General features: G+C 64.1%; 15 protein-coding genes. 2 read left to right on the forward strand and 13 right to left on the reverse strand.

From position 1 onward, the window contains the following. Positions 1-34 precede the first annotated feature (34 nt). The 5 genes from ACV229_RS31180 to ACV229_RS31200 all read right to left on the reverse strand — a co-directional run bounded on the left by ACV229_RS31180 (position 35) and on the right by ACV229_RS31200 (position 6,621). On the reverse strand, positions 35-1,774 hold the full coding sequence (locus ACV229_RS31180) for a CocE/NonD family hydrolase (RefSeq protein WP_448086934.1): 1,740 nt from the start codon (positions 1,772-1,774) through the stop codon (positions 35-37). A 170-nt stretch (positions 1,775-1,944) separates the two neighbouring features. After that, a complete protein-coding gene (locus ACV229_RS31185) occupies positions 1,945-2,877 on the reverse strand; it encodes an amidohydrolase family protein (protein WP_448086935.1) in 933 nt (310 codons plus the stop codon). 95 nt (positions 2,878-2,972) lie between these two features. After that, a complete protein-coding gene (locus ACV229_RS31190; RefSeq protein ID WP_448086936.1) occupies positions 2,973-4,376 on the reverse strand; it encodes an MFS transporter in 1,404 nt (467 codons plus the stop codon). A 33-nt stretch (positions 4,377-4,409) separates the two neighbouring features. Next, positions 4,410-5,510, reverse strand: coding sequence for a porin (locus ACV229_RS31195; protein WP_448086937.1), 1,101 nt, complete (start codon positions 5,508-5,510; stop codon positions 4,410-4,412). Between the two features lie 319 nt (positions 5,511-5,829). Beyond that, positions 5,830-6,621 (reverse strand): enoyl-CoA hydratase/isomerase family protein, encoded by a 792-nt coding sequence (locus ACV229_RS31200; protein ID WP_448086938.1) that lies wholly within the window; start codon positions 6,619-6,621, stop codon positions 5,830-5,832. 301 nt (positions 6,622-6,922) lie between these two features. On the opposite strand from ACV229_RS31200, the gene ACV229_RS31205 reads away from it, so the two are divergent. Then, complete coding sequence (locus ACV229_RS31205) at positions 6,923-7,684, forward strand: TetR/AcrR family transcriptional regulator (protein ID WP_448086939.1); 762 nt, start codon at positions 6,923-6,925, stop codon at positions 7,682-7,684. Between the two features lie 10 nt (positions 7,685-7,694). Here the strand turns inward: ACV229_RS31205 and ACV229_RS31210 are convergent, their stop codons facing one another. The 5 genes from ACV229_RS31210 to ACV229_RS31230 all read right to left on the reverse strand — a co-directional run bounded on the left by ACV229_RS31210 (position 7,695) and on the right by ACV229_RS31230 (position 14,366). Further along, positions 7,695-9,947 carry a molybdopterin cofactor-binding domain-containing protein gene (locus ACV229_RS31210; protein ID WP_448086940.1) on the reverse strand — a complete coding sequence of 751 codons (2,253 nt, stop codon included), beginning with the start codon at positions 9,945-9,947 and terminating at the stop codon, positions 7,695-7,697. Continuing rightward, positions 9,944-10,408 (reverse strand): (2Fe-2S)-binding protein, encoded by a 465-nt coding sequence (locus tag ACV229_RS31215; protein ID WP_448086941.1) that lies wholly within the window; start codon positions 10,406-10,408, stop codon positions 9,944-9,946. Before ACV229_RS31215 ends, ACV229_RS31210 begins: the two co-directional genes overlap by 4 nt. A gap of 86 nt (positions 10,409-10,494) precedes the next feature. After that, positions 10,495-11,880 (reverse strand): MFS transporter, encoded by a 1,386-nt coding sequence (locus tag ACV229_RS31220; protein WP_448086942.1) that lies wholly within the window; start codon positions 11,878-11,880, stop codon positions 10,495-10,497. A 22-nt stretch (positions 11,881-11,902) separates the two neighbouring features. Beyond that, positions 11,903-13,372 carry an aldehyde dehydrogenase family protein gene (locus ACV229_RS31225; protein ID WP_448086943.1) on the reverse strand — a complete coding sequence of 490 codons (1,470 nt, stop codon included), beginning with the start codon at positions 13,370-13,372 and terminating at the stop codon, positions 11,903-11,905. A 22-nt stretch (positions 13,373-13,394) separates the two neighbouring features. After that, positions 13,395-14,366 carry an amidohydrolase family protein gene (locus tag ACV229_RS31230; RefSeq protein ID WP_448086944.1) on the reverse strand — a complete coding sequence of 324 codons (972 nt, stop codon included), beginning with the start codon at positions 14,364-14,366 and terminating at the stop codon, positions 13,395-13,397. A gap of 171 nt (positions 14,367-14,537) precedes the next feature. On the opposite strand from ACV229_RS31230, the gene ACV229_RS31235 reads away from it, so the two are divergent. Beyond that, complete coding sequence (locus ACV229_RS31235) at positions 14,538-14,996, forward strand: MarR family winged helix-turn-helix transcriptional regulator (protein WP_448086945.1); 459 nt, start codon at positions 14,538-14,540, stop codon at positions 14,994-14,996. Positions 14,997-15,053: 57 nt separating this feature from the next. Here the strand turns inward: ACV229_RS31235 and ACV229_RS31240 are convergent, their stop codons facing one another. The 3 genes from ACV229_RS31240 to ACV229_RS31250 all read right to left on the reverse strand — a co-directional run. Further along, positions 15,054-16,205 (reverse strand): porin, encoded by a 1,152-nt coding sequence (locus ACV229_RS31240; protein WP_448086951.1) that lies wholly within the window; start codon positions 16,203-16,205, stop codon positions 15,054-15,056. A gap of 87 nt (positions 16,206-16,292) precedes the next feature. After that, positions 16,293-17,942 (reverse strand): FAD-dependent monooxygenase, encoded by a 1,650-nt coding sequence (locus ACV229_RS31245; RefSeq protein WP_448086946.1) that lies wholly within the window; start codon positions 17,940-17,942, stop codon positions 16,293-16,295. Between the two features lie 181 nt (positions 17,943-18,123). Then, positions 18,124-18,314 (reverse strand): hypothetical protein (locus tag ACV229_RS31250; protein WP_448086947.1); only part of this gene is annotated, 191 nt, incomplete at its 5' end.

Raw genomic sequence — 18,314 nt, forward strand, 5'->3', positions numbered from 1 at the left:
CGCGTGTCCCAACGCATTCCCTATCCGAATCAGATCAGGAATGCTTATCATTTATGGGAATCAAAGGAAGCAGCAGGTGCGACGGCCTGTCGGCATCCCGGTAAACCTTGTGGGTGACCGTCTCGCTGCTGCATACGTGATACGGGATGTATTCGACGTCGGTCATCGCGCCCGTTCCCGTCGGCGCGTCGAGACTGCTGATTTCGATGCAGATTCGATGCCCGGCCTTGAATTGATTGGCGGTGGCGAGAATCTGGATCTCGTACTTGACGATCTCGCCGGGCGTCACCGGCTCGATCGAGTCCCGGGTCAGTTTATGGAACGGTTCGCCGGGCGCCGACCGGTCGGGATCCGTCGCACGATACGACGCCTTCAGCCAGCCACGGGTCAGCTCGCGTTCCGGCAATGTCGCGGGGACTTCCCGTTCGCCGACTCTCGCCGTCACGACGGAGACGTCCGGGCCGACGTCCTTGAGCACGACGATCCAGTTCGTGTCCGCGCGGTCGATCTCGGCATAGAGCGTCAGCGAAATCGGACCTGCGACCAGCACGTCATGGGGAAGCGGGTCGGTCATGTACCGCAGCCGCTCCACCCGGGATGTCTTCTTGAGCGGCATTTGCGTGAACACGTCCGGCTCGCGCAGCGCGTTGCCGACCTCGGCCGCCGGCCGCGGCGCATCGGTCGACAGCCGCTCCCATCCCCCGAGGTAGTACTTGGCCCATTGCGTCTCCGGCAACGGCCAGTCGCTGCCCGTCCGCCATTCGTTGGCGCCCATGACCCAGTATCTGACCGGCGGCTCGTCCATGATGCCGGTATCGATCCCCTTCAACCAATGGTCGTACCAGCGGATCACCTCGTCATGGTATTGATGGAACGGCCGCTCCAGATGCGCCGGCCCCGTGAAGATCAGCTTGCGCGGCTGCTTGACGTTCCGGAAGTAGTGTTGCGCGCCAAGCCAGTGCAGCTTGTACGTATAGGCGTACGCACCCGAACCCGTATAGAACGGAATCCTGATCGACCGGAAGGTTTCTTCCGCCCGCTCGACGGTACCGTCCGCTTCCCACGGGTTTGTCATCATGTGGTACATCACCCAGGTTCGCTGCCCCTTCTGCGTCAGGATGTTGTACAGGTTGATGTACATCTTGTAGTCGGGATTGCGCATCGCGGCCTGCCAGAGCGCTTCCTGATCGTCCGGCAGCGGACCGGGCACGCCGCGCGGCTCGTGTACGGTGCTGAACACGTCGAGCAGGTACGGAAACGTGTGGAGCACGCCGCCCGGATTGAAATCGCGGAACCCGAACATGCCGCCGTAGGCGCTGCACGCGTCGTACGGAAAGATCGCCTTCAGCGCGGGGTGCCCTTGCGCGGCTGCGCGCCACTGCTCGCCCGCAAAGCCTGAAATGCCGACCATGCCGACGTTGCCGTCCGACCACGGCTGCCGGGTGATCCACTCGATCATGTCGTAGTGGTCCGTGTTCTCCGAGCCGTAATGCCCTTCCGATTTGGCCGACCCTCTCGGCTGCGCGATGACGTGCACGTAGCCGTTCGCGACAAACCGCCGGCTGTCGCCTGCCTCGACCGGACCGAACCAGAGCGGAGCATGCGCCGGCTGCGGAGGCAGCACATCGGCGATATCCGGACCCTGGAGATCCTTGTTATGAAGTGCCGATGCATACAGCACCGGATACTTTCCGTCGCCATCCGGCCGATAGACGTCGACGGCAAGACGTGTGCCGTCGCGCATCGTGACGATCAGGTCGCGTTCCTCAATCATGTCCCCTCCACATTCACTGGTACGTTGGGTTTCAACAGGCCGTCATGCTTGAACCGGAAACCGGCACGTGCCTGCTGAAACACGCTTTCCGTTCGTGCGCCGCCAGGGTCGCACGATCAAGCCGCTGTCGAATTCACTATACTGCACACTCGTACAGTCTGCAAGCCTGATCATTTCGCCGATCGGCCAAGCAAGCGCGCGGCGTTTTCCCCGTACACCTTGTCCATCTCGATCCCCGGAATCCGGATGTCGTCGAGCACGGCGCCGAAATGACGGATCGCGCTCGTCGGTGCGAACGGGAAGTCGGTGCCGAAGAGAATGCGATCGGGCGCCGCGACTTGCGCGAGCGCACTGAGGGACGAGTACCCCGCGGAAAGCGCCGTGTCGAAGTAGAACGACCTGATCGCCTCGAACGTGTCGCCGACACGCTCGGACACGCCGGGCATCATGGAAATGGAAAGCGCGAGCCGGGGCGCGAGGAACGGAAGCGTGCCTCCTGCATGCGACAGGATGAACCGGATGTTCCGGAAACGGCGCATCGCGCCCGATATCACGAGGCTCGCAGCCGTGCGCGTCGTCTCGAACGGATACTCGAGCACGGACGCCGGCGCGACCGGGGGCACGTCGTGAGGCGGCTGGTTGGGGTGCACGAATACCACTGCGCCGCGCCTGTCCAGCTCCTCCCACAATGGCGAAAAAAGCGGGTCGCCCAGATACCGTCCGTCGTAGTTCGTGAAGACGATGAAGCCGTCGACCTTCAGGTGGTCGAGGCAATAGCCGACTTCGTTCAGCGCCGCATCGACGTCCGGCAGCGGCAAGCTCGCAAACGAGCCGAACCGCCCCGGGTACCGGGCCCTGAGTTCCGCCGCATGATCGTTGCACTTTCTCAGCAGCGTGGCTGCGTCCGGAAGCGGCGGACCGGAGGAAATGGAAATGATGCCTTCGTCGATGCCGTTCTCGTCCATCATCGCAATGGCCGCCTCCGCAGACCACTCGGGGGCAACGCCGCTGGGCATGGCCGCTTTCAACAAGTCCAGTCCGACCGCGTCGACGTAGAGTTTCGGCAGGAAATGCTGGTGTGTATCGATCTTTCGCTTCGACATGACGCTCGTCTCCTAAATTGCGCCCTCGCCGCTGCGGCAAGGGCATTGATACCGAATCGGATTCGCGTGAATCGGGCCTTCACGCCGCACGGCGTTCACTGTGTCGTGCCGCCGTTCGACAACGGCCGGGCACCCGCCGATACCGGACCGAGCTCGGCCGGTTCGTCGCGCCGCGATTGCCTTGCGGAGAGAATCCGCGCCATCGCGGCCATGCACAGGCACGCAATCAGCAGCGGAATCGCCAGCAACGCACAGGCATAGGCATAAGGGAATCCCGATACGACGATCAGGCCGATCAGCGACGAGCCGACGATCGAACCCAACCTCCCGATCGCGACGTTCCATCCGCCTCCCGACGCACGAAGCGCGGTCGGATAGAAGATTCCCGGAATCGTGTTGATGCAGATCAGCGGGCCGCCGACCGCCAGGCCGGACACGAAGACCACGCCCGTGCGCCAAGGGGTCGCTTCGGCGATGCCGAGCACGACGACCAGCACGGTGCCCGCGCCGAATGCCCATGAAATGACCGCTGCCACGTTGCAGCGACGCACGAGAAAGGCGAACAGCACCGCGCCGCCGAGTGCACCGAACTGGAACATCGACGACACCTGCGACGCATCGTGCATCGACAGGCCGACCTGCTTCAGATGCGTCGGCAACCAGCTTCCAACGAGAAAGAACACCAGGTAACCCGAGAATTCCGTGACCCAGGTCAGTACGGTCCCGGACCGGTACTCGCTTTCCAGCAGCGCCAGGGTTCCGCGTCGCGATGCCTTCGGCGTGTCGATGACGAAGGTCAGCGCGGAACTGTCGGCCGCCGGGAACATCCTGGCGAGCAAGCGCCGCACCGCGGCATCAGGCCGCCGCCTCGCCACCATGTAGAGCGGCGACTCCGGCACCAGCCAGACCAGCAAGGCCAGCACGCAGAGCGGCAACGTGCCGCTCAACATCAGCATGCCGCGCCAGCCCAGCGTGCCGATCGCAACGGAAGTCACGAAGCCGGCGATCGATGCGCCAAACAGGAAGCCGCAAAACATCGATGCGAGCATCGCGGAGCGCGACCGGCCGGGGCTGTACTCGGCGACGAGGGACGACGTCGCAGGCATTGCCGCGCCGATCCCCAGGCCGGTCACGAAGCGCCAGACGATGAGCTGCAGGATCGACTGGGATCCGCTGGATGCGAGACCCGCTACGCCGAACCACGCGATCGCCGCGATGCTGACCGCTCTGCGGCCGACGCGATCGGCCATCGTGCCGCCGACGATCGAGCCGACCAGCAACCCCGAAAGCCCGAACGCGACCAGCGGTGCGAGGGCTGCACCCGGCAACCGCCACTCGTGACTGATGGCCGGCGCGATGAACCCGATCACGATCGTGTCGAATCCCTCGATCGCGGTGGCGGCAAAGCATACGAAAAACACGGTCCACTGCTTTCTTCCCATCGGCATCCGGTCGAGAAACTCGCGTATGTCGATACGACGGCCTTCAGTCTGTTCCATATCGTTTCCTTGAATTGCGATTGCCCGGTATCGTCAGAATCGGTGACGCAGCCCGACACGCAAGATGCTCTGGTTTCTGCCGCTCGACGGCGTGGTGACGTAGGTGATTTGCGCCTGGGTTGCCGAGCCGCCCGCCCTCATCCATTCGGCGGCAAAATAGACATCGGTGCGCTTCGAAAACAGGTAGTCCACGAAGAGATCGACCGCCCGGTAGATGGGTGTCGCATCGCCGGCATCGACCTTGCCGTGGGTGTACACGTACGCCATGCCGGCGAGCAAGGCCGGATTGATCAGGTAGCTGACGTTCGCCTCATAGTTGTCGAAGCGGACGTCCCTTCCCAGGAACGCCTTCGTGAATCGCGTCGTCGTATATTCGAGGCCGACGGTCGCATTGCCGATCTTGTACTGCCCGCCGACGCCGGCGATCTTCTGGCTTTCCGCCTTCGGCACGTAGGCGGCGAACGTGACGGTTCTCGGCGCGATGCTGTCGAATACCGCCGTAAACGGGTTCTTGATGATCGTGAAGGCAGCGGCGACATACAGCGGTATTGCGTCGCCCGTGTAGCTGATGCCGACCGACGTCACGCTGTTCGACGAGAACTGACCGGGCTGGCCGCCGAAGCTGTATAACGCGCCGACCGAAAATCCCGCCACCGTCGGGCTGACGTACTTCACTGCGTTGTTGATGCGGTTCGTGCCGGCCGTGTTGTCGATGTCGCCCGCATGCGCGAAGTAGACCGACCAGTTCAATCCGGCATTGATCTTCGACAGAAGATCGGCCATCTCCTCGTACTGGCGCCCGAGCGTCAACGTCCCGAGTCTGCTCGAGATGCCGACATACGAGGACCGGCCGAACAGGCGGCCGTTGTTGCCGACGTTCCCGGTCGACGGATCGAAGCCGTTCTCCAGAACGAAAATCGCTTTCATGCCGCCGCCGAGATCCTCGGCGCCGCGAAGCCCCCATCGGGATATCGACGCCCCGCCGCTCTGAAGTTGCCAGTTCGAGTGGCCATTCTGGTTGGTGGTAAAGGTCACCCCCTCGTCGACGATGCCATACAGCGTCACGCTGCTTTGCGCGTACGCCGTCGAAAGCGAGCCGCATATCAGCATGGCTGCGCAGGGCAAATGCTTCATCTCCCGTCTCCTCCGTATTTGTGCTCGTTCGGCCTTGCAAACAACGTGGAATGCCAATGAAGATCTCTAAACTGCCCGATCGTACAGCTTTAGTGTAGGTCTAAATTTTCCGACCGTACAGGATTGCGTGGCTGGGACTATCCCTTAGCGACGCCCCACTTGTCTGTTGAATCGGCCGGCGAGCGGACGCGCGTCGATGTACGGCGATGTCGCGCCGCAGCAGGGCGCGCGTGAGGAAGGGAGAAGCGGAGGTGAGCTTGCGGACGGTTGCACGTCCTTCTTTTGACCCCGGGCAGGCGATTGCCGGGGCCTGGGGTTATCACGTGGACGGGTTGCCTGGCAAACTCGACCGTCCGACAAAATCGGCCACTCGCTGACGGAAATCACGGGTAGCGGCACATCGCAAAAATGCCTGCTTTTCGCGCTCGAGATGCCGCTCGAGGTCGGCCTCCGACGATGCACTGCCGACCATGGACTTGAGCTCCGCGACGGCCGACTCCGGAATCCCGGCTATCGCGCGCGCCATGGCCAGTGAATCGCCGTCCAGCGAGGATGCGTCGGTCACGTGCTGAACGAGCCCCAATGCGTTCGCTTCTTCTGCGCTCAACGAATCCTTCACCAGCAGGACGTGCAGCGCATTCGCCGTTCCGAGCCGGCGCGCAAGATGAAACGACAAGCCGCCGTCGCTCGACGTCCCGAGTTTCGCGTAGCCGACGACGAAGCGGGCAGCACGCGATGCAATGACCAGATCGCACGCCAATGCCAACGAGAAACCCGCTCCCGCCGCCGCCCCCTGCACGCTTGCAATCACCGGCATCGGCAATCGTCTGATCGACAGCACCACGTCGTGCAGCGCACCGATGAGCGACTCGAGAACGCTGTCCGATCGACACAGGCTGTCGTGGATCTGACCGAGGTCCCCCCCCGCCGAGAAGATCCGGCCCGTCGCCCGGAGGATCACGGCGCGATACTTCCCGGCGCGTTCGATGTCGCCGATGATGCGCAGCATCTCGTCGCAAAACGCCAGGTCGATCGCGTTTGCCCGCGCGTCACCATGCATCGTGATCAGGGCAATGTCGTCATTCGATGCAAGCGTGATTTTCCCGTTCATTTCGGTATGCCAATCATGAACCGGACCGCGTGGCGGATCCGGCTCGATTCACGATGTGCCCGCGCACATGGCGCGGCCCCTGCGTCGCGCGGAAGCGCTCTCGGCTCGTGCGAACGATCCGGAACCGCCTTCCGCACCGATCCGCAGTTCATTATATTTTACGTTCGTGCAATTTAAAAGGCGGCGGATGCCTGCGGTCGCAGACGCGCGGGGCCTTGTATTATACTTTTGTACAGTTTTTCACTGCTCGCGCCGTTAGCGCAGATCGTTCCGGCAAAGCAACTCCCATTCGAGAGGTCATATGACACAACGCAACGTGTCCGCGAAGAAGCCGGCAAGAAAGGGCCGACCGGATGAATTCATGCGCGCCGAACAGCAGCGCGCTCAGGACACCCGGACCGCCATTCTCGGCGGGGCGCTCGCTGAATTTGCCGCGAAGGGCTTCGAAGCCGCCAGCATTCGCAACATCGCGGAACGCATCGGGCTGCCGCACGCGCTCATCACCTACCATTTCCGATCCAAGGACATTCTCTGGCACGCGGTCGCGGAGTCCGTGTTCGAACGTATCCAGCACGAGTGGGAAAAATATCTGACGGATACGCCGCCCGCCCAGGCGTCGGAGAAGGTGAGACTGGTGTACCGGGCGCTGTTCCAGTTCACGGTCGACTATCCGGAATTCCATCGTTTCATGCTCCAGGAATTCCTTGGATACAGTCCGCGGCTCCAGTGGCTTGCCGATACGGTGCTGAAGCCCCTGATCAACTGGCTGCTGCCGCAAATCAGGGAGGCCCAGGACGAAGGCGCGTTGCCGAAAGTCGAGCCCATCATCTTCCACTATCTGCTGATCAGCCTGACATCCACCCTTTCCGGGTTCGGGCCGGAGATGGCGGCGACGGCCAACATTTCCTCGTCCGATCCGAAGGTGGTCGACGCCTATTGGCAGATGGTCGAGACGCTCGTGTTCAATCGGCAAGCACCTGAGCAGCAAGACCTCGCGAAGCCCCGCCGGAGCACGATCGCGAAGCCGCCGCGCGCGGCGGCCAGAACGGGCAGCGACGCCTGATCCGGGTCGCTTATCCGGTTTGCGACGACCCGCGTCGATCCAGATGCGCGAGGATCCTGTCCGGCACCAAAGGCAAATCGCGTACGCGGGCGCCACATGCATCGGCCACGGCGTTCGCCAGCGCGGCCGCGGTCGGGCCGAGGGAACACTCACCCGCACCAAGCGAAGGCTCGTCGGGCCGGTCCAGCAGCACGACGTCGATCGGCGGGACCTCGTCGAAGGTCAGGATCGGGTAGTCCTGCCATCCGCGCGTGGTGATGTCGGTGCGATCGAACATCACGCGCTCCTTGAGCGCCCAGCTCAGCGCCTGGACGATGCCGCCCTCGATCTGGTTTTTCACGCCGTCGGGATTGATGACGTGGCCGACGTCGATCGCGGCGGTCACGTGGGCAACCTGAATCACCCCGGTCGCACGGTCGACATGCACGTCCACGACGATCGCGGTGTAAGCGCCGATGTTCTTGTAGCGTGAGTACCCGAAGCCGCGTCCGTGCCGTCCGTCGCCTCCGGCCCCCGCGCGCCAGTTCGCACGGCTCGCCGCCTGCTGCACGACCGCTTTCGCGCGCGGATCGCTCAGATGGGCCAGCCGGAATGCCACCGGGTCGGCGTTCGCCGCATGCGCGAGCTCGTCCATGAACGACTCGATCGCAAACACGTTTCCGAAAGCGCCCAGCGTTCGCAGCGAACTCGCGCGGACAGGCGCATCCAGCAACAGGTGGTTGGTGATTTTCCGGCGCGGCAGGTCGTAGAGCGGCACCGCATTGCGGTCGCCATTGCCGTACGGCTGCGGAATCCGCATCGGAGGCGCCGGCTGGAAGGGCCTGGCGAGATGCCACGCGGCCAGCAGGTTGATGCCGCCGGGCACGCCCGGCCGCATCGCATGCGAGTTGCTCCACACGTCATGATTCCAGTCGGCAATCCGGCCGTCCCTGGACAGCGCCGCCTCCACGCGCATCACCATTGCCGGGCTGATCGGCGCCCACGCGAATTCGTCGTCGCGCATCCATTGAACCTTGACCGGCCGCCCCGGCACTGCGCGTGCAAGCAGCGCCGCATCGAGCGCGGCATCGTCGGCGCCGTTGTGGCCATAGCAGCCTGACCCGGGAACATGCACCACGTCGACCGCATTTTCCGGCATCTCCAGAACCGTCGCGAGATTGCCGCGCAGCGGAAATGCCCCCTGCGTGTGCGACCACACCGTCATGTGCCCTTCCTTGAGCAGCGCGACCGAGCAGGAGGGGCCGATCGATGCATGAGAGAGGTACGGGCGGGAGTAGGTCGCGCTCAGCCGCGTCGCGATCGCCGGTGTCTGCGCATCCTGTCCCGCGACACTCACCACGCTGTCTTCACTTCGCCAGCGCGGCAGCGCATCCACGAGATGATCGACATCCGGCAGCGCGACGTGATCCGCGCTCCACCGCGCGGCCGCGATCAGCGCCCGGCGCGCTTCGATCGCCTGCTCTTCGCGCTCGGCCACGACACCCAGGAAGCTGCCGTTGCGAACCACGGCAACGACGCCGGGAAGCTGACGCACGGCCGCTTCGTTCACCGACACCAGCGTCGCGCCGTTTCTCGGCGGCCGCACGATGCGGCCGAACAGCATGCCGGGCAAGCGCATGTCCTGGACGAACGACGCGCCGCCCGTGAATTTGGCCGGCAGGTCGATGCGCGGCATCGACTTGCCGACCAGCCGGTACTCCGACGGGCGCTTCGGTGTCGCGGCGCCGCTCACGTCACGTGCGAGCAGTCCTCGCTCATCCTTGACGATGTCCGCGTAGGCCGTGCGGCGGCCGTCGGCAAGCAGGATCACGCCATTCTCGACCCGAAGATCGGACTGCGCGACGCCGAACGTCCGGCTCGCCGCTGCGAGCAGTACCGCGCGCGCTTGTGCCGCAGCGGCGCGCATTGCCGCGCCGCCCTGCTCGATCGACTGGCTGCCGAACGTATAGCCTTCGTTCGGACTGTGGGCCGTATCCGCCGACATCATCCGGACGCGATCGAAATTCACGTCGAGTTCGTCGGCGGCAATTTGCGCGAGCGCGGTGAGAATGCCCTGCCCCAGTTCCGCCTTGCCCGTGAAAACCGTGACCGTGCCGTCGACGTCGACCCGAATCCAGCCGTCGAGCCTGGGGTTTGCGCGAAGATCGGCCGGCAGGTTCGCGCCGGCCTGCGCAAACGCCTGGAATGGCGCGAGCGAGAACGTCGCGACAACCGCCCCGGCCAGCTTGCCGAACGCGCGCCGCGAAATCTTGACGGTGCTCATTCGTGCAACGCCTCCGCTGCGCGCCGGATTGCGCGGATGATCCGGTTGTGCGCACCGCAACGGCATTTGTGGCCGGCCAGCTCGCGCCGTATGGTTGCCTCGTCCGGATCGGGATCCCGGTCCAGCAGCGCCTTCGCGGTCATCAGGATTCCGCTCGAACAGTAGCCGCACTGCGCGGCTTGCTCCGCGATGAACGCCTGTTGCAATGGGTGAAGCCGTTTGCCGTCGCCCAGGCCCTCGACGGTGGTCACCTTCGCCGCCCCCACCGCGCCGACCGGCAATACGCACGCGCGCGCCGCGTCGGCGCCGACCGTCACGGTGCATGCCCCGCACAGTGCCTCGCCGCAGCCGAACTTCGGGCCATTCAGTTGAAGATCGTTGCGCAGCACGTAGAGCAGCGGCGTTTCCGCCGGCACGTTCAGCACGTGACGCTTTCCGTTCACCGCGATTGAAATGCTCATGTCGCCTCCCATCCCATCGGACCCTCGTCCGGTCGGGCACGCTCCCGCCTGAGCCGCCCCGGCCTGTTGCTTCGATATCCTCTACATCATCGGCCCGGAATCGGCACCGACCCGTCCGCACGACGACCGCCCGCGACGCGCGAAAGGACGATCAGCATCAGGCACGCCGCCAGCGCGGGCACTGCGGCCGCAATGAACAGCGCCGTGTTCGACCAGTGCAACGCAATGAGCTGTCCCGCGAGCACCGGGCCGATGATCGAACCCGCCCGCCCGACGCCCAGGCTCCAGCCGACGCCCGTCGCCCGCAGCGAGGTCGGATACAGCGTGGCGGCCAGCGCGTTGATCGCCGGTTGTCCGCCGACAATGCAGACGCCACTGATCAGCACGACCGCATAGCGCAAGCCGAGCGCGAGGTCGGGGACGCCGACCGATGCGACCGCCACCGTCGCCACCAGGAAACCGGACGCCAGGACACGATAGAAGCCGAAGCGGTCCATCAGCGGCCCCATCAGCAACGCGCCGGCCGTGCCGCCGATCTGCAGCGAAGTACCGATGAGCACGGCGGTCGACGTGCCTGTCCCGAGCCGCAGCGACAGCATCGGCAGCCAGTTCGACAGAAAGAAGAGATCGAGCAGGTTCGCGAAATTGATGCCCCACAGCAACAGCGTCATCGCACCGCGCCCGTTGCGAAAGAGTTCCGCGACGGAAGCCTTTGCATTCATCTGTCCATGCACCACGTAACGCGTCTGCGGTCCGAGTTCCGCTTTCGGCCTGATCCGGCGCAGCCACCGCGCGATTTCCTCGGGATCGCGCCGTTTGAGCACGAGCAGCTGCAAGGATTCCGGCAGGTATCGCGTCATTGCAACGGCGACCACCAGCGGCAGGATGCCACCGATCAGGAATACCGACTTCCAGCCGGCCGACGGAACCAGGGCTGCGCTCAAAAGCCCACCCGCAATGGCACCGCCGGTGAACCCGCAGGAAACCCAGGTCATCAGCGACGCGCGATGTTTCTGCGGACTGTATTCGCTGACGAGCGCGATGGCGTTGCCCATCACGCCGCCGATACCGAAACCGGTCAGGAATCGAATCGCGAGAAACTGCGGAATGGTCTGGATCGCGGCAGTCGCGAGCATGCACAGGCCGTAGAAGACGGTCGCCCCGATCAGCACCGGCCGACGCCCGACCCTGTCGGCCGCCGCGCCCAGTACGATCGAGCCCGCGAGCATCCCGAGCAGCCCCGCACCGAAAACGGGGCCGAGATTCGACGGACTGACGTGCCAGGCCTGCACGATCGCGGGCGCGACGAACCCCATCGTCTGTACGTCGAAGCCGTCCATGACCACCGAACAGCCGATCAGCACCATGATCCATTTCTGGAACGGGCTCAGCGGCTGGTGATCGATCAGCGAGCCGATGTCGAGGACGGGAGAACGGGCCTCTTCCACCTGGTTTGCGGTATCGGGAATCAAAGTTGCACCTCGCTCCATCTGCCTAGAACGGATAGGACGGAATGTCGTCCCGGCTCGTCACCCATTGCCACTCCGTGAACTGGTCCGCATTGGTCAGCGTGCTGTAGTTGTGCCCATTGCCGGACTGACCGAGACCGCCCATGGGCCCGAAAACCTCATGCATGACCGTCTGGTCGTTGATATGGACGATGCCCGCATGCAGCCGGTCGGCAATCCGCCGGGCGCGGATCGGATCGGAACACGCCACTGCCGCGACCAGTCCGTACCGGTTCCGGTTGGCCAGCGAAACCGCTTCGTCGTCGCTACCGAACACGGTGACTGCCGCGACCGGGCCGAAGATTTCTTCGTCGAATGCCGGCATGCCCGGCGCGACATCGACGATGACGGTCGGTTCATAGAACAGTCCGTTCCGGGAACCGCCGGCCAGAACCCTTGCGCCGCTGGCGGCGGAGTCGGCGACGATGCGATCGACGTTTTGCGCCTGCCGTTCGTTGATGATCGGGCCGAGGTGAACCTCGCTCCTGTACGGATCGCCGACCGTCAACGCGCTGGCGCGCCGCACGAGGCTTTCGATGTAGGTGTCGGCAATGCTTTCATGGACGAGATGCCGGCCCGCCGACATGCACACTTGCCCTTGATGCAGGAACGATCCCCACGCCCCCGCGCTCGCGGCAGCTTCGACGTCGACGTCGTCGAGCACGATATAGGGATTCTTGCCGCCGAGTTCGAGGCACGCGCGCTTGAGCATGCCGCCGGCGACCGATCCGATCTCTTGCCCGACCCGCGTCGACCCCGTGAAGCTGATCATGTCGACAAGCGGATCCCTGACCAATGCATCCCCCACTGGCGCGCCGCCCGGAAGCACGTGGAGCAGCCCCTCCGGAAGCCCCGCGGCCTCGAACAGCCTCGCGTACATGACGCCTCCGCAGACCGGCGTCTGAGGATCGGGCTTGAGCAGGACCGCATTGCCGGTCGCCAGCGCCGGGGCGATCGCGCGCGCCGCCAGTATGAACGGGGAATTCCAGGGCGTGATGACGCCGACGACGCCCATCGGAATCCTGCGCGCGAGACTGTGCCGCCCCTTCACGTCGGTCGCCGTGACGATGCCGGCAGGCTGGCTGCCCAACCCTGCCGCTTCGAGAATCTCGCGTATCGCGAGCTGCACCTCCATGTGCGCCTTCTGCCGTATCGACCCGGTCTCCCGGACGATCTGAACGGCGATCTCGTCGCCGTGATCGCGCAGCAGACGCGCGACCTCGCGCAGGATGTCGCCTCGCTGCGGACCCGGTTTCGCGGCCCAGGCCGGTTGCGCCGCTCTCGCGATCGCTGCGGCGGCCGACACATCGGCGGCCGATGCGCAGCCGATCGATCCCATTTCCGTTCCGGTTGCCTTCTCGGTCACGGGGAGCGTACCGGCCCCTGCCGTCTTCCAGCCGCCGCTGTAGATCTTGTCGCGCCAAACGGATGCTGGCGCGAGTTCAGTTGCGAACATCAGATTTCTCCTGTTCCCTGCATCAGTCGAGGCCGAACAGCCGTCGCGCGTTGTCCCGGCCGATCTTCGTGCGGTCGGTTTCGCTGATCGCGCACGAGTCGAACCATTCGGCTGCCTCGTCATGCGTCTCGAACGGATAGTCGACCGAATACATGATCCTGTCGCTGCCGACTTCCAGCATTGCCGACAACAGGGTCTGCGTCCGGAAGTTTCCGCTGGTCGTCACGTACACGTTCTCCCGAAGGTACTCGCCCACGCTGCGCTGGCACGGCAGCCCGCGCGGCGCCTTCCGCAGAATGTGGTCGACGCGCCAGACATTGAACGGGATCCCTTCGCCGAGGTGGCCGAGAATCATCTGCAGGCGGGGATTGCGGTCGAACAGGCCCGATGTCATCAATCGCAGTGCGTGAATGCTCGTCTCGACCGCGAACGCCCAGGTCGCGGCGGTGAGCCACGGAAACCCGTCATAGATCGGTTCGCGCGACGGCAACGGATCACGGGGATGCATGTAGAACGGCTTGCCGAGCGCCGCCGCGCTCGCCCAGAAATCCGCGTACTGCGGCGCGTCGTAATAGACGACGTTGTCGGCATCGCCAACTTGCGAGAAGCCATTCACCATGAAGCCGTGGAAGCCCAGTTCCTTGACGCAACGCTCCAGTTCCCGAGCCGCGGCGTCGGGATCCTGCATCGGCAATGCGGCAAATCCGCCGAGACGGTTCGGGTGGCGGGCCACATGCTCGGCGAGCACATCGTTCGCGCGTCGCGCGACATCAATCGCTTCCTTGACGTCCGGAATGCCCTGGATGCCGGGAGAGTTGAGCGACAGGATCGAATACCCGGTCCCCCCCTGCTCCATCCGTTCGAGTCGTTGCTGCTCGATGTCCAGCAGGCTCGATTTCAGCATTTCCCAAACCGCGGACGGCGCGTAGATTTTCGACTGTTCGATCGTCAGGTCGATCGCGAAGTGCTCTTCAAGCGCAATCTTGTTTCTCATCGATCTTGCTCCAGATTGGCATGCGCAGGCTTGCACATGCGACGAGGATGCTCGGCCCGGCCCGAGGTCGGACCGGCAGAAATTTATTTGATTTTTCAACTAGTTCAGGGCGGAGTATAATTGATTTTTCAAATATCAATACTCGCGTAAACCCTCGACCTGTCGATCATCGTGAACACACCCAAGAAACCCGAAGAGCTGGAAAAGGCGATCCCGTTCCTGATGGCGCGCGCCGGCAGCCGGATGGGAAACGCCTTCGCGAAGGCACTGAAACCGTTTGGCCTGAACCTCAGCGAGTGGCGCGTCTGCGCGTCGCTGCTATACGTTCCGGGGCAGACGCTGTCGGAACTGTCCCTGCATGCTTCGTCCGATATTTCGGCGCTCTCCAGGATCATCGACCGGCTCGAGAGCCAGGATCTCGTCAGGCGAGAGAAGAGCGCGACGGACGGCCGGTCGATCAGGGTCGTCCTGACGGAAGCGGGAGAGCAGCTCGCGCTGCGCATCGTTCCTGTCGCGAAGCGTCATGAATCAGTGATCCTGTCCGGATTCACCGCAAGCGACGTGAAGGTGCTGCGCTCGATGCTGCTGAAGCTGTACGAGAACGCCGACGGGCTCGACGACCTGGTCTGACCGGTGTCGAGCGCGTCGCCGCTCGCCCAACGAATCGGCGCGATTCACGCGGATCGCTCAGAACATGTGACGGACGCCGACCATCGCGCCGGTCTGGTCCACGCCCGGCAACGGGTTCGAAGTGGGTGGCACGACGCCGCCGTCGATCGTGAACGCTGCATTGCGCTGATTGAACACATGCCCTGCGGTGACGTACACCGCGGTCCGCTTGGAGAAGAAATACATCGCGCGCGCGGCGATCACGGAGCCTCCTGAAGCACTGCTGCTCACGGAAATATGGCCGAACTGGGCGTCGAGCGCGATATTCGGACGAGGCAGATAGGCTCCGCCGATCCACCAGTAATTGCTGGTCGCGCCGACCACCGTCGGTGTCTGCACCCCGTGATTGATCCGATGCTGGAATCCCGCACCGACAGTCGCGCTGCCGAACTTCACGTAGCCGTCGATGACGGCGCGCGTATCGGTCTGCGAGCTGCTGGGCAAGGGCGAGCCGGCGCCACCACCACCGTAGTTGCGGTCAACGGCCGCCGCTACGCCCCATTTCCCCGCGTCGTACTTCACCATCGCAGACATCGACTTGCAGGCCCGCCAGTCGGTCGGCGACTGACCGGCACAGCCGCCGGCCGCCGCGCTATCCACGCCGTCGCGCCCGAACGAATACATCGCGCCCACGGTCAGCCCCGACGACGTGAAGGTATAGGCGATCGCGTTGTCGACTCGCGGCTGCGTCAGGTACGGATCCAGATCGGCAGCGGCATAGATGTTCGGCGCCAATGTGTCGCCCGTCAGCACCGCCCAGAAGATTTGCGAGTATTGCCGGCCAAGCGTCACGGTCCCCCATGGCCCCGACAGCCCGACATAGGCCTGCCGGCCGAACAGACGCCCCCCTTGATTCAGCGTGCCCTGTTCCGGGGCGAAACCCGATTCCAGTACAAACACCGCGCTGAGACCGCCACCGAGATCCTCCTTGCCGCGGATGCCCCACAGTGACGGCAGCGACGCCGTCAGTGTCGGCACGTGCACCACGCTGGACTTCCGCGGGCCGACATTGGTCACATACTCAACGCCGGTATCGATGATCCCGTACAGCGTGACCGCGCTCTGCGCATGCGACATGCCGCATTCGCCCATCGCGAGCAACGCGATCCCCCACCCACCCAGCCGACGCCATGAGAGGGCGCCTCCGGCCCGATTCGACCGTGAACTCATTCTGCTGTCTCCGTCGTTGTTGAAATCTCTTGATAATTCGGAATCCAAATCTTCACAGCTTCGATCAGACGCACATGCGATGGGCCTTCAGGGGCTTCGGATCGAATGCGATGCGCGGTTCATCTCGCGATGCCCGGTTGCCATTGCGGCGAGTACATCGACGGCCTCCGGGAGCCGGTTGCCACGCCACGCGACATGCATGTCGGGCCGCACGAGGATGAGATCGCGCTCGTAAACGCTGCGAAGCGCGGAATCCGGGATCTCGAGCAAATCGAGTGGCGCACCGAGCGCTTCGAACGCGGCGACGAGCGTGCTCGCATCATGCCCGCCCGTCACGTCGAGCAACGTGTAGCGGTCCGACCGGAGCCGGTCCTGTATGGCGCTTCCGTCGTCGAGCCACATATGGGGAAGCCGCGCGCCCGGCCAGGTAGTGGGCAGATAGGAACGGAAATCGTGCTGCGGCCCGCCCGGCACGTTGTCGATGATCGGCGAATCGACGTAGCGGTAGCCAAGCTCGGCGCCGATCATCTCGTTCGACTTGCGCTGCTCGACGTTTGCGACCTCCGCAAGATGGGAGCGCGCGGATACACCTTCGGGCGTGTCGTCGCCGATTTCCACGCGAACCTCGGCCAACCATGCCCGGTAGCCGAGCGACGCATAGCGCGATGCGTCGATTACCCGCTCGCCGATCTGGCGCCGCTCGTCGTCGTAGGAAGCCAGCAGCCCCGACCCGCCCCATCCGTCCAGCGTCGCGGCCAATTTCCAGGCTAGATCCGTGGCATCGCCGACACCGGTGTTCATGCCGAGACCGCCGGTCGGAATCACGAGATGCACTGCGTCGCCCGCGAGAAAGACGCGCCCCTTCCCGTAGTGTTCGGCCAGCAACAGGTTCTGCCGCCACTCCGCGCAATAGAGCATGTCGTAGGCAACCGGAGCCCCGACGATCCGCTCGAACATCCGGCGCATCGCCTCGTCGCTGTCGACTGCGGAGTGAACCGTCCAGTGCCTGGTCGAATCCTGCATGATCATGAAGGTGGGCGGTGCGCCCGCCACCAGATAGTGCCGGCCGCGGCCCGGCCCGTTTCCCATCGGGAGCCGCTCGTACAGTTCCTCGCAATAGAAGAGGCCCTGGCGCAACCGCGCGATGTCGCCCTCGCCCTGCAGGCGGATGCCGAGTTGCTTGCGCACGCGACTCGAACCGCCATCGCAGCCGACGAGATACTCGGCCCTCAAGGTTTTTCGCGCACCGCTTGCGTTGCTGACGGCCACCTGAACGCCGTCCGAATCCTCGGCGAACGCCAGAAACGTGGTGCCCCGCATCACCGTGACCGAAGGCAGACGCTCGACTTCCTCAAGAAGGAGCGGCTCCAGCGTGTATTGAGAAATGAGCTGATACGGTTCGAGCGGCAGTTCTCCATGGCAGCTCACGCGCGTCTGCGCACGCGCCTCGGCGACCGACGGATACGGCAGCCGCAGAATCGGCGGCTCCACCATGGAGCGAATGATCTGGATATCCATCGGGATGTCCTCGGGCATGCCCGAGGCCCTGATGCGTTCCGTGAGGCCGAGCCGGCGGAAGATCTCCATCGTCCGCGCGTTGCAGCGCTCCATCTTCGGCAGGAATTGCGGTTCGGCCTTTTGCTCGACGAGGACACACGCAATGCCGCGCCGCCCGAGGTCGATGGCAAGCGTCAGACCGACGGGGCCGGCTCCGACGATAATGACTTGCGCATCCATATCCCGTCTCCGGTTTTAAATTAGGAAAACTTACTATATGGCGTAGTATCTTCCCGCGGGTCCGTCGTGATCGACCGGTACGCTGCGCGATCGGCTCGACTCCTCCGAAGCGTGGCCGCGCAAGCCGGCCATCATTCCGGTCTCAGCGCATCACACTCTGCTCAGCACGGGAAGACGCGCACTACCGGGTTTCGCGCGGCCGGGATTTATTTGATTTTTCAAACATCTTCACGGTGAAGTGTAGTTGAATTTTCAAATATATGTACTCGCGTAAACCCTCCGCCAGCTGACGTGCGGCGACGCGATGCTCGCACAGAGCGTCGTTGACCTTGACGGAAGAAAGAGATGGTGGGCCCGGCGGGGTTCGAACCC

The sequence above is a fragment of the Burkholderia sp. MR1-5-21 genome (assembly GCF_053427715.1).